General features: G+C 69.4%; 12 protein-coding genes. 2 read left to right on the top strand and 10 right to left on the bottom strand.

Annotated features, from left to right (window positions below; translation table 11 throughout):
• The first annotated feature begins 105 nt into the window (after positions 1 to 105).
• Positions 106 to 1,200: a PIG-L family deacetylase gene (locus tag FVP77_RS06970; protein ID WP_147893834.1), complete on the top strand. Its 1,095-nt coding sequence runs from the start codon at positions 106 to 108 to the stop codon at positions 1,198 to 1,200.
• A gap of 9 nt (positions 1,201 to 1,209) precedes the next feature.
• Here the strand turns inward: FVP77_RS06970 and FVP77_RS06975 are convergent, their stop codons facing one another.
• Positions 1,210 to 2,016, bottom strand: a complete 807-nt coding sequence (locus tag FVP77_RS06975; protein ID WP_147893835.1) for an isoprenyl transferase — start codon at positions 2,014 to 2,016, stop codon at positions 1,210 to 1,212.
• Positions 2,013 to 2,756 carry a DNA repair protein RecO gene (gene recO, locus FVP77_RS06980; protein ID WP_147893836.1) on the bottom strand — a complete coding sequence of 248 codons (744 nt, stop codon included), beginning with the start codon at positions 2,754 to 2,756 and terminating at the stop codon, positions 2,013 to 2,015. Before recO ends, FVP77_RS06975 begins: the two co-directional genes overlap by 4 nt.
• Before the next feature lie 67 nt (positions 2,757 to 2,823).
• Here recO and FVP77_RS06985 point away from each other — a divergent pair, with 67 nt between their 5' ends.
• Positions 2,824 to 3,516: a trimeric intracellular cation channel family protein gene (locus tag FVP77_RS06985; RefSeq protein WP_147893837.1), complete on the top strand. Its 693-nt coding sequence runs from the start codon at positions 2,824 to 2,826 to the stop codon at positions 3,514 to 3,516.
• A gap of 105 nt (positions 3,517 to 3,621) precedes the next feature.
• On the opposite strand, the gene leuA is transcribed toward FVP77_RS06985, so the two are convergent.
• The 8 genes from leuA to dnaJ form a co-directional block, all read right to left on the bottom strand.
• On the bottom strand, positions 3,622 to 5,382 hold the full coding sequence (gene leuA, locus FVP77_RS06990; RefSeq protein ID WP_147893838.1) for a 2-isopropylmalate synthase: 1,761 nt from the start codon (positions 5,380 to 5,382) through the stop codon (positions 3,622 to 3,624).
• 151 nt (positions 5,383 to 5,533) lie between these two features.
• Positions 5,534 to 6,427, bottom strand: a complete 894-nt coding sequence (gene era, locus FVP77_RS06995; protein WP_147893839.1) for a GTPase Era — start codon at positions 6,425 to 6,427, stop codon at positions 5,534 to 5,536.
• Position 6,428: 1 nt separating this feature from the next.
• Positions 6,429 to 7,760, bottom strand: coding sequence for a hemolysin family protein (locus FVP77_RS07000; RefSeq protein ID WP_147893840.1), 1,332 nt, complete (start codon positions 7,758 to 7,760; stop codon positions 6,429 to 6,431).
• Entirely contained in the window at positions 7,757 to 8,227 is a 471-nt protein-coding gene (gene ybeY / locus FVP77_RS07005) for an rRNA maturation RNase YbeY (RefSeq protein WP_147893841.1), read from the bottom strand. The genes FVP77_RS07000 and ybeY overlap by 4 nt, the downstream gene beginning before the upstream one ends.
• On the bottom strand, positions 8,224 to 9,306 hold the full coding sequence (locus FVP77_RS07010; RefSeq protein ID WP_147893842.1) for a PhoH family protein: 1,083 nt from the start codon (positions 9,304 to 9,306) through the stop codon (positions 8,224 to 8,226). The genes ybeY and FVP77_RS07010 overlap by 4 nt, the downstream gene beginning before the upstream one ends.
• Positions 9,299 to 9,646 (bottom strand): HIT domain-containing protein, encoded by a 348-nt coding sequence (locus FVP77_RS07015; protein ID WP_147893843.1) that lies wholly within the window; start codon positions 9,644 to 9,646, stop codon positions 9,299 to 9,301. Before FVP77_RS07015 ends, FVP77_RS07010 begins: the two co-directional genes overlap by 8 nt.
• 49 nt (positions 9,647 to 9,695) lie before the next feature.
• Positions 9,696 to 10,427, bottom strand: coding sequence for a 16S rRNA (uracil(1498)-N(3))-methyltransferase (locus tag FVP77_RS07020; RefSeq protein ID WP_147893844.1), 732 nt, complete (start codon positions 10,425 to 10,427; stop codon positions 9,696 to 9,698).
• A 2-nt stretch (positions 10,428 to 10,429) separates the two neighbouring features.
• Complete coding sequence (gene dnaJ, locus FVP77_RS07025; protein WP_147893845.1) at positions 10,430 to 11,557, bottom strand: molecular chaperone DnaJ; 1,128 nt, start codon at positions 11,555 to 11,557, stop codon at positions 10,430 to 10,432.
• Positions 11,558 to 11,587 lie beyond the last annotated feature (30 nt).

An 11,587-nucleotide genomic window follows, 5' to 3' on the forward strand; every position in this document is an offset into this window, starting at 1 on the left:
GTCTGCCGCGGCGCGCATTCCATGACGCGGGAGTGTTGCCGCGACATGCGAAGATGGCTCCGGGAATTCGCACGGGGGTTGCGGATCCCGGGGGAAATGAGATCCATGCGTCATCGGGGGAAGCGCGGCCTGTCCGCGCTCGGATTCGTCTTCATCGCCGCGGCGACCGTACTCGGACTCGCCGGCTGCGCCGCTGTGTCTGCGACCGAACTCGCGCCGACGACGGCGCCTTCGGTCTCGTCGGTGTCGAACGCGACCCCGACTCCCACCCCGACGGCGACTCCGACCATCGCGCCGACGCCGACGCCGACGCCGCCGCCGACCGCCACCGCTGAGCCGGAACCGCCCGCGCCGCCGCCGGTCGATCCGCTGCGTCCCGCCTGCGCGGGGGCGCGGGCCATGTCGGTGTGGGCTCATGAAGACGACGATCTGCTGTTCGCCGGCACGCAGCTTCCCCAGGTGCTCGCGGCGGGCGGCTGCATCCGCACCGTCTTCCTGACCGATGGCGATGCGGGCCGCGGTTCGGACTACGCGCGCGGTCGGGTGGAGGGCATCCATCGCGCCTACGACGTCCTCCGCGGGGCGTCGTCGCCGTGGACGGAGACCGAGGTGACGCTGCCGTCGGGTGCGACTGTCTCGGTGCACCAGCCCGTCGATGACACGCGGGTGTCGCTCGTCTTCCTCCATCTGCCCGACGGCAACCTGAACGGTCAGGGGTACCCCGCAACAGGTGAAGTGAGCCTCGCCAAGCTCGCAGCCAACAAGATCGCCGCGCTCCCGCCCTCCACCGGGGGCGCACCGCTGTCGTGGAGCGCGATCGTCGCGAGCCTCGACGACCTGATCGGGGCCTACCAGCCGGCATCGTTCTTCACACACGTTCCTGGCAGCGCGAATACCCTGGCCAAGGGCGATCATGCCGACCACGCCATCACGGGCATCATCGCGCGCAAGGCATGGTTCAGCGACGTCCGCGGCGGGGCGACGATCATGTACGCGATGGGATACCAGTCCGCACAGCGACCGGCCAACCTTTCGGGCGATGTGCTGCGGCATAAGATCGCCGTCTTCCGCACGTACGCCGCAGACGACCCTGTGATCCGCGGGTGCAGCGATGATGCGTCGTGCCTCGCGGTGCCGCGCTTCGGCGGCTGGCTCGGGCGCGAATACCTCTTCACCGAAGCGCAGCTCGGGCTCGGCTGAGCCCGCCGCCTACTCCTCGTCGGGGGTGTCGACCGCCCCGCCGAACCGGCGATCGCGTCCGAGGTAGTGGCCGATGGCGTCCCAGAGGTGCGTGCGGCGGAAGTCGGGCCAGAGCGTGTCGAGGAACACGAACTCGGCGTAAGCCGACTCCCACAGGAGGAAGTTCGACGTCCGCTGCTCGCCGCTGGAGCGGACGAAGAGGTCGACGTCGGGCATGTCGGGCTGGTAGAGGTGGCGACGGATGAGCTTCTCCGTGACGGCCGAAGGCTTGAGCCGTCCCGCGGAGATCTCGTCGCCGATCCGTCGCATGGCGTCGACGAGTTCGACCCGGCCGCCGTAGTTCACGCACATCGTCAGGGTGAGTACGTCGTTGCCCGCGGTCAGCTGCTCGGCGTACTGCAGCTCCTTGATGACCGAGCCCCAGAGGCGCGGCTTGCGCCCCGCCCACCGCACCCGCACGCCCCACTCGTTGAGCTGGTCGCGACGACGGTGCAGCACGTCGCGGTTGAAGCCCATGAGGAAGCGCACCTCGTCGGGCGAGCGCGACCAGTTCTCCGTCGAGAACGCATAGACCGAGAGGTGCTTGACGCCGGCCTGCACGGCTCCGGCGACGACGTCGAGGAGCGCGGCCTCACCCGCGCGATGGCCCTCGACGCGGGTCAGTCCCTGACGGTTCGCCCATCGGCCGTTGCCGTCCATGACGATCGCCACGTGCTCCGGCACCGAGCCGCGCGGAAAAGCAGGCGGGTACTCGCCGGTCCAATCCAGCGGACGGAAGGGCACAGCATCCTTGTGGGTGAAGGGCTTCGGGCTCATCGGGTCATCTCCGCTCTTCCCGTCTCGACGTGGGCGAGCGAGCGGATGCCGCGCTCGAGGTGCCACTGCGCGTACGCGGCGACGAGGCCGGATGCCGCGGCGGAGGCGTGCTGTGGTGCGCCGTCGACGGCGTCCCACTCCCCCGCCATCAGCGAGCGGAGAAGGGAGGTCGTCTCGGGTGCCACCTTCGGCGAGCCGACCGGCGCGCAGTTCGCGCACACCATGCCGCCCAACTGCGCGACGAACGACCGGTGGTCGCCCGCGGTGCCGCAGCGCGCGCATTCGCCGAGACCGGGCGCCCAGCCCGACAGCGCCATGACGCGAAGAAGGTACGAGTCGAGCACGCTGCGCGGGGTGTGGTCGCCCTTGGCAAGGGCGCGGAGGCCCCCCACCAGCAGGAGATACTGCTGCGGGGTCGCCTCGGACTCGTTGAGTCGGTCGGCGGTCTCGACCATCGCGTTGGCGGAGGTGTAGCGCTCGTACTCGACGACGATGTCGGCTCCGTACGATCCGAGCGACTCGGCCTGCTGCACGACGTCGAGGGTGCGCCCGCGGTAGAGCTGCACATCGGCGACCATGAACGGTTCGAGGCGTGCGCCGAACTTCGACGAGGTGCGCCGCACGCCCTTCGCGACCGCCCGGATCTTTCCGTTGCGGCGGCTGAGGAGGGTGAGGATGCGATCCGCCTCCCCCAGCTTGTGGGTACGCAGGATCACGACTTCGTCGCGATAAGTGGGCACGGTCCATTATCGGTCGCCCCGGCGACGTCGGGCCGGCACCGCCCCGCCGACGCGGGACAATGGTGGGGTGGATCAGCCCGAGTTCGTCATCCCCCTCTGGGCCGACCTCACCGCGGTCGGGCTCGGGGGCGTGCAGGGGGCGCTGTTCGCCTCGGGCTTCCGGGGCCAGCGGCGGCTCGATCTGCTCGGCGTGGCCATCATCGGCATCCTGATCGGCATGGGCGGCGGGCTCATCCGCGACCTGCTGCTGGGTGTGCCTCCCGCCACACTGCAGAGCAACTGGTATCTGCTCGTCGCGACCGGGGCGGCGCTCGTGGGGATGCTGCTGGCCGGGGTCTTCCAGCGGGTGAACCGGGTCATCGTCGTGCTCGATGCCTTCGTGATCGGCATGTTCGGTGCATTCGGCACCAGCAAGGCGCTGGCGCTCGGTCTGCCGATGGTGCCCGCCGTCTTCGTGGGAGTGTGCGCTGCGGTCGGCGGAGGCGTGCTCCGCGACGCCCTCATGGGGCTTCCCATCGCGATCATGCACGTCGGCTCGCTCTACGCGGTGGCGGCGGCCGCGGGATGCTTCGTGCTCGCCACGGCCGCCGCGTTCGGCCTACCGCTCGTGGGCGCCGCGATCACCGGCATCGCCGTCACCGCCGTGATCCGCATCCTGGCGGTGGTGTTCGACCTCTCACTCCCCGAGCAGCGGATGCTCTACCGCCGCAAGGTCGCCGCCGAGACCCGGGCGATCCCGGTCATCCGGCCCGATGCGTAACATCCGCGCCCGCCCGTAACGACCGCGAGACCCCTTCTGACGCTCGAGACCCCGGCCGAATGTCGGGGTCTCGCGCACAGAACGAGGTCTCGCGGTCGAGAGGGATCAGACAGCGGCGAGCTCGCCCGCGTTCTCGCGGGTGCGGATCGCGCGGTTGACGCCGGAGATGATCGCCTTGAGGCTCGCGGTGGAGATGTCGCCGTCGATACCGACGCCCCAGAGGCGCTCGCCCTCGACCCGCAGTTCGACGTAGGCCGCCGCCTGCGCGTCGCCGCCGGCGCTGAGCGTGTGCTCGACGTAGTCGTACAGCGAGATGTCGATTCCGCGCGACCGCACGATCTCGAGGAACGCGGCGATCGGGCCGTTGCCGTTCGCGGTGGTGTCTTCGATCGAGTCGCCGTCGCGCAACCTCACGTGCAACTCGACGTCGCCGGTCATGTCGCTGGACGACCGCGTGCCGAGCACCTCGAAACGCCCCCAGCGGTCGGCGACGTCGGGCGCCGGCAGGTACTCGTCGGTGAAGACGTCCCAGATCTGGTCGCTCGTGACCTCGCCGCCCTCGGCGTCGGTCTTCGCCTGGACGACGCCCGAGAACTCGATCTGCAGCTTGCGGGGCAGGTCGAGGGCGTGGTCGCTCTTCAGCAGGTAGGCGACGCCTCCCTTGCCCGACTGCGAGTTGACCCGGATGACGGCTTCGTACGAGCGGCCCAGGTCCTTCGGGTCGATGGGCAGGTACGGCACGGCCCATTCGATCTCGTCGACCGTGACGCCCTGCGCGTCGGCCTTCGCGGCCATGGCCTCGAAGCCCTTCTTGATGGCGTCCTGGTGCGATCCGCTGAAGGCCGTGAAGACGAGGTCGCCGGCCCACGGGCTGCGCTCCGGCACGGGCAGCTGGTTGCAGTACTCGACCGTGCGCTTGACGTGGTCGATGTCGCTGAAGTCGATCTGGGGGTCGATGCCCTGCGACAGCAGGTTGATGCCCAGCGCGACGAGGTCGACGTTGCCGGTGCGCTCGCCGTTGCCGAAGAGGCATCCCTCGATGCGGTCGGCGCCCGCCATGTAACCGAGCTCTGCAGCCGCAACCGCGGTGCCGCGGTCGTTGTGCGGGTGCAGCGACAGCAGCACGTTCTCGCGGTGGTTCAGGTGACGGGACATCCACTCGATCGAGTCGGCGTAGACGTTCGGGGTGGCCATCTCGACCGTGGCCGGCAGGTTGATGACGACCTTGCGCTCAGGCGTCGGCTCGAGGATCTCGAGCACCTGGTTGCAGATGTCGACGGCGAACTCGAGCTCGGTGCCGGTGTAGCTCTCCGGCGAGTACTCGTAGAACACCTCGGTCTCGGGCACGGTCTTCTCGTACTGGCGGCACAGGCGAGCACCGGCCAGAGCGATGTCGACGATGCCCTGCTGGTCGGTGCGGAAGACGACTTCGCGCTGCAGCACGCTCGTCGAGTTGTAGAAATGCACGATCGCGCGCTTCGCGCCCGCGATCGACTCGTATGTGCGGGCGATCAGGTGCTCGCGCGCCTGCGTCAGCACCTGGATCGACACGTCGTCGGGGATGCGGTTCTCTTCGATCAGCTTGCGTACGAAGTCGAAGTCGGTCTGGCTCGCGCTCGGGAACCCGACCTCGATCTCCTTGTAGCCCATCTGCACGAGCAGCTCGAACATGACGAGTTTGCGCTCGGGGCTCATCGGATCGATGAGTGCCTGGTTGCCGTCGCGCAGATCGACGGCGCACCACCGGGGAGCCTGCGTGATGCGGGCGTCGGGCCAGGTGCGGTCGGGCAGGTCGACGCGGATCTGCTCGTGGTACGGCCGGTACTTGTGGATGGGCGCGGTCGTGGGCTTCTGGGTGTTCTTCATGATGCTGTCGCTTCCGTTGGATGAGAGACGGGCCGACGACAAGCTCCGCGACGAGGTGGGCCCTAGAACGAGGCCTCGTCGCGGCGACTAAGAAGAAGCAGACCGTGAAGCATGCACAGATCGTACCAGGATGCTGCGCTCAGGCGTTCGCTCAGAACCCGAGGCGTCCGAGCTGCTTGGGGTCGCGCTGCCATTCCTTCGCCACGCGCACGCGCAGAGACAGGAAGACCCGGGTGCCGACGAGCGGCTCGATGCCGGCACGCGCGCGGGCGCCGACGTCGGCGAGACGCGAGCCCTTAGGCCCGATGATGATGCCCTTCTGGCTGTCGCGCTCGACGATGATATTGGCGTAGATGTCGGTCAGGTCGGTGCCCTCACGGGCCGCGATGTCTTCGACCGTCACCGCGATCGAGTGAGGGAGCTCGTCCCTGACGCCCTCGAGCGCGGCCTCGCGGATGATCTCGGCGATGCGGTCGTCGAGGCTCTCGTCGGTGACGATGCCTTCGCCGTACAGCGGCGGCCCGTCGGGCATCATGCCGATGAGTTCTGCCACCAGCACGTCGAGCTGCTCCCCCGCCGTCGCCGAGAGCGGGATGACGCTCGCCCAGTCTTCGCGGAGGGCGTCTACCTCGAGCAGACGCTCGGTGATCTGGTCGCGGCTCGCGGCGTCGGTCTTGGTGACGATGGCCACCTTCTTCGCGCGCGGGTAGCCGCTGAGCGACTCGGCGATCCGCCGGTCGCCGGGGCCGACCTTCTCCGTCGCCGGCACGCAGAACCCGATCACGTCGACGTCGCCGAGCACCTGCTCGACGAGGTTGTTCAGTCGCTCTCCGAGAAGGGTGCGGGGCCGGTGGATACCGGGGGTGTCGACGATGACGAGCTGTCCGTCGGCGCGATTGACGATCCCGCGGATCGCCCGCCGGGTCGTCTGCGGCTTCTCGCTCGTGATGGCGACCTTCTCGCCGACGAGGGCGTTCGTGAGCGTGGACTTTCCCACGTTGGGCCGGCCGACGAAGGTCGCGAACCCCGAGCGGAAATCGGTCATCTCATTCCCCTTTTCGAGGGAGACGGATCTCCCCGGTCTGCGGTGCGCGACCATCGGTGGTCGTCGTCGCCGCGTCAAGACTCTCGGCCCGCTCGACGAAGACCGTCGCGAGCCCCCGGCCGCGCCCGCGGGAGGCGCCGCCGGTCATGGTGAGCCCGGCGTACTGCGCCGTCGCGCCCGGCTGAGGCACGCGCCCCAGGGCTTTGCCGAGTAGACCGCCGATCGAGTCGACGTCGTCGTCTTCGAGTTCGATCCCGAACAGGTCGCCGACCTCGTCGAGCGCGACGCGCGCGCTGAGGCGGTACCTGCCCGGCTCGAGTTCGACGATCTCGGTAGAGCGCGCATCGTACTCGTCGGAGATGTCGCCGACGAGCTCCTCGATGAGGTCTTCGAGCGTGACGAGGCCGGCCACCCCGCCGTACTCGTCGACCGCGAGGCACACGTGCACGGCGTCGCGGCGCATCTTCTGCAGGAGCGTCTCGGCCTTCATCGACTCGGGCACGAACATCGCCGGTCGCGCGATGCGACGGATCGGCGCGTCGCGCCAGGAACCCTGGTCCTCGAAGCCGAACTGCACGAGGTCTTTGAGATAGAGCATTCCCACGATGTCGTCGCGCTCGTCGTCGACCAGAGGGAGACGCGAGTGCCCCGTGTCGAGGAAGAGCGTCATCGCCTCGCGCGTCGAGGCTGCAGCATCCACCGTCGTCATGTCGGTGCGCGGGATCATCACCTCGCGCACGTAGCGGTCGGTGAAGTCGAACACCGAGTGGATGAGCTCGCGGTCGTCTTCTTCGATGAGCTCGTTCTCGGCGGCCTCGTCGATGATGCTGAGCAGCTGCTCCTCCGACGCGAACGACGAGCCCTGCGACAGACCGGGCGTGACACGGTTGCCGATCGCGACGAGCCCGTAGGCGAGCGGTCCGAGCAGGATCCGCAGGCCCCGCACGAGCGGGGCCGCGCCCAGGAGCAGACCGCGCGCGTGCTGGCGTCCCACCGAGCGGGGGCTCGCGCCCACCGCGACGAACGAGATGCCCGTCATCAGCAGCGCCGCCGCGAGCATCGCCCACCAGATGTTGTCGAAGAGGAGGGTGAAGGCGACGGTGACCAGCACGGCGGCCGCGGTCTCCGCGAGCACGCGGATGAACGCGACCGCGTTCGCGTGCGCGTCGGGGTCGTCGGCGATCTTCTGCAGCGCGCTGACGCTCCGACCCTCCGACGTGAGGTCGACGAGGTCGGCGCGCGAGGTGACGCTGAGCGCGGCCTCGATTGCGGCCATGAGGCCGCCGAAGGCGACGAGGAGGAGAGCTGCGACGAGCAGGAGGGTTTCGGTCATGTGCGGCGACGTCGCCGCTCGGAAGCCTGGAAGCCGGAGATGAGCTCCTTCTGCAGGCCGAACATCTCGCGTTCGTCCTCGGGCTCGGCGTGGTCGTACCCGAGGAGGTGCAGCAGACCGTGGGTGGTGAGCATGACGAGCTCGTCCTGCGTGGAGTGCTTCGCCGCCACGGCCTGCGTCTCGGCGACCTGCGGGCAGAGCACGATGTCGCCGAGGAGCCCGGCGGGTGTCGGCGCGTCGTCGGTGCCCGGGCGCAGTTCGTCCATCGGGAAGCTCAGCACGTCGGTGGGGCCGGGTTCGTCCATCCACTGCACGTGCAGTGCCTCCATGGCGCCCTCGTCGACCAGCACGATCGCGAGATCGGCATCGGGGCTCACGTGCAGTTCGGCGAGGTCGAACTCGACGAGGCGCAGGAGCACCTGCTCGTCGACCGCGATGCCCGACTCGTTGTTGATCTCGATCGTCACGGGCGTCCTCGTCTCGGCTGGTGGTCGCGGGGTCCAGCGGCGCGCCCGCCGCGGCGTTCGGCGCGGTTGGACATCTCTGCGGCCTCGTCGCGCTCGCGCCGGGATGCCAGACGCTCTTCGTCGTATTCCGTGTAGGCGTCGACGATGCGACCCACGAGCGTGTGACGCACGACGTCGGCGCTCGTGAGGTACGCGAAATGGATGTCGTCGATGTCGCGCAGCACGCGGGTGACCAGCCGCAGCCCGGAGGCGCCCATCGGGAGGTCGACCTGGGTGATGTCGCCGGTGACGACCATCCGCGTGCCGAATCCGAGGCGCGTGAGGAACATCTTCATCTGCTCGGGCGTGGTGTTCTGCGCCTCGTCGAGCACGACGAATGAATCGTTGAGCGTGCGCCCTCGCATGTAGGCGAGCGGTGCGACCTCGATGGTTCCCGAGGCGATGAGCTTCGGCACGATCTCGGGATCCATCATCTCGTTCAGCGCGTCGTAGAGCGGCCGAAGATACGGGTCGATCTTGTCGGTCAGCGTGCCCGGGAGGAACCCGAGCCGCTCGCCGGCCTCGACCGCGGGGCGGGTCAGGATGATGCGGCTGACCTCTTTGCGCTGGAGCGCCTGCACGGCCTTCGCCATCGCGAGGTAGGTCTTGCCGGTGCCGGCCGGGCCGATCCCGAAGACGATCGTGCTCTCCTCGATCGCGTCGACGTAGGCCTTCTGGCCGAGAGTCTTCGGGCGGATGACCTTGCCGCGCGACGACAGGATCGCCTCGCCGAGCACCTCGGAGGGGCGGGGGCCGCCTTCCGAGCGGAGGATGCGGCTCGAGCTGCTCACATCGGACGGCTCGAGCCCGTGTCCGGCCTTCGTCATGGCGATGAGCTCTTCGACGAGAGCGAGCGCCCCGGCCACGACTCGAGCCTCGCCGCTGAGGGTGATCTCGTTGCCGCGCACGAGCACGTCGACGCCGGGATGCTCCTTCTCGACCACGCGCAGCAGCCGATCCTGGGGACCGAGCAGCTGAACCATGGCGACCCCGTCGACGTAGACGTGCTCGACGACGGTCTCGTCGAAGGATTCAGGCATTCAGGCTCTTCTCGTCGAGGTCGCCCGCGAGGACGTGGGCGTGCACGTGGAAGACGGTCTGGCCGGCGCCGGCGCCGGTGTTGAAGATCAAGCGGAACTCGCCGTCGGCATGCTCGGCAGCGACCGTGTGCGCGAGGCCGACGACCTCGGCCAGCAGCGCCGGGTCGCCGGCGGCGAGCTCGACGACGTCGCGGTAGGCGGCCGTCTTCGGGATCACGAGGAGGTGGACGGGTGCCTTCGGAGCGATGTCGCGGATGGCGAAGACGTTCTCCGTCTCGGCGATGATCTCCGACGGGATCTCGCCCTCGAGAATGCGCGTGAAGATCGAGGTCTCGGTCATGGAAACAGTCTACCGACGCGGGGTCGGGCGGATCCGGCGGCGGCCGACGTCACCATCGTCCGAGCGCGACGCTCACGACGGCGAGGGCGGCGGCGCCCGCGGTGGAGGTGCGGAGCACCGTCGCCCCGAGCCTCACCCGCACGGCAGCGGCCTCTTCGAGAGCCGTGAGCTCGGCCGGGGAGATTCCCCCCTCCGGACCGACGACGAACACGACGTCGCGGGTGTCCGCATTCAGATCCACCGCGCTGAGGGGCGACTCGGCCGACGGCTCGAGCAGCAGCATCCGGGTCGAGCCGGCCAGCGCGGCGAGATCGGCCGTGCGGGCGACGGATCGCACCTCGGGAACCCACGCGCGATGCGCCTGCTTCGCGGCCTCGCGCACGATGGTCGTCCAGCGCGCGATGCCCTTGTCGGCCTTGCCGTCCCAGCGCGACACGCTGCGCTCGGCCTGCCAGGGCACGATCTCGTCGACCCCCAGTTCGGTCGCGGCCTGCACCGCGAGCTCGTCGCGGTCCCCCTTCGCGAGAGCCTGCACGAGGATCACTCGCGGGCTCGGAGCCGGCTCGTCCCGGCGAGCATCGACTCGTACCGTCACCTCGCGAGGACTGACGGCCGTGCTGCGCCCGGTGAGCCAGACGCCCCGGCCGTCGCCGACCGTGACCTCTTCGTCGATCCGAAGACGTCGAACGGATGCTGCGTGGTGGGCCTCGGCGCCCTCGAGGACGACGTCATCGCCGGGCTGAGCCGTCGTCGCGGCGTCGGAGAGGAAGTGCAGCGCCACGGTCAGACGTTGCGGAAGCGGTCGCGCAGCTTCGCGAACAGGCCCTGGTGGAACTCGGCCAGGTGCGGTGCGGGGGCCTTCGTGCGCTTGGCGAAGTCCTCGATGAGAGCGCGCTCCTTGGCGTCGAGCCTGGTCGGTGTGACCACGTGCACCCCGATGCGGAGGTCGCCGCGCTGGGTTCCCCGCAGCGGGGTGATCCCGCGGCCCTTGATCGTCAGCACGTCGCCGCCCTGGATGCCCGCACGCAGCTCGAGATCGACCGAGCCGTCGAGGGCGTCGATGGTGGTGTTCGTGCCGAGGATGGCGTCCGACATCGACACCTCGAGGGTCGCCAGGAGGTCGTCGCCGTCGCGGCTGAAGGTCTCGTGAGGAGCAACCGTGACCTCGAGGTAGAGGTCGCCGTTGGGCCCACCGGCGGGTCCGACCTCGCCGGAGCCGGGCAGCTGCAGCCGCAGGCCTGTCTCGACACCCGCCGGGATGTCCACCGACACGGTGCGACGAGCGCGCACGCGCCCCTGACCCTGGCAGGTCGCGCAGGGGTAGGGGATGGTCGTGCCGTGTCCCTGGCACGTTCCGCACGGCTGGTTCGTGACGACGTTGCCCAGGAGGCTGCGCACGGTGCGCTGGATGTGCCCGCTGCCATGGCAGATGTCGCAGGTGACCTCCGAGGTGCCGGGCTGGGTGCAGGCTCCCTGACAGGTCTCGCACAGCACGGCGGTGTCGACCTCGAGGTCGCGGTGCACGCCGAAGACGACGTCGTCGAGCTCGAGCGTGACCCGCACCAGGGCGTCCTGTCCGCGTTCGCGACGCGAGCGCGGACGCGGACCACGGCTTCCGCCTCCGCCTCCGCCCCCGAAGAACGTCTCGAAGATGTCACTGAAGCCGCCGAAACCGGCTGCTCCCCCGGCTCCGCCGAATGCACCGCCGTCGCCGCCCATGTCGTAGCGGCGACGCTGCTCGGCGTCGCTCAGCACGTCGTACGCGTGGGTGACGAGCTTGAACCGCTCGGACGCGTCGGCGCCCGGGTTCACATCGGGGTGCAGCTCGCGCGCGAGACGGCGGTATGCCTTCTTGATCTCGTCTGAGCTCGCGTCGCGCGCGACACCGAGAACCTCGTAGTGGTCAGCCACATTCGCCTTCCTGCCCGCACGCGGCGGGGA

It is taken from the genome of Microbacterium hatanonis, assembly GCF_008017415.1.
Lineage (GTDB): Bacteria > Actinomycetota > Actinomycetes > Actinomycetales > Microbacteriaceae > Microbacterium > Microbacterium hatanonis.

What these genes read in the sequence shown, in the direction of transcription:
- era (WP_147893839.1), bottom strand. Translation starts at nt 6,427, where the DNA reads ATGACCGATTTCCGCTCGGGGTTCGCGACCTTCGTCGGCCGGCCCAAC.
- leuA (WP_147893838.1), bottom strand. Translation starts at nt 5,382, where the DNA reads ATGAAGAACACCCAGAAGCCCACGACCGCGCCCATCCACAAGTACCGG.
- FVP77_RS07010 (WP_147893842.1), bottom strand. Translation starts at nt 9,306, where the DNA reads ATGCCTGAATCCTTCGACGAGACCGTCGTCGAGCACGTCTACGTCGAC.
- FVP77_RS06970 (WP_147893834.1), top strand. Translation starts at nt 106, where the DNA reads ATGCGTCATCGGGGGAAGCGCGGCCTGTCCGCGCTCGGATTCGTCTTC.
- FVP77_RS07015 (WP_147893843.1), bottom strand. Translation starts at nt 9,646, where the DNA reads ATGACCGAGACCTCGATCTTCACGCGCATTCTCGAGGGCGAGATCCCG.
- FVP77_RS07000 (WP_147893840.1), bottom strand. Translation starts at nt 7,760, where the DNA reads ATGACCGAAACCCTCCTGCTCGTCGCAGCTCTCCTCCTCGTCGCCTTC.
- FVP77_RS06975 (WP_147893835.1), bottom strand. Translation starts at nt 2,016, where the DNA reads ATGAGCCCGAAGCCCTTCACCCACAAGGATGCTGTGCCCTTCCGTCCG.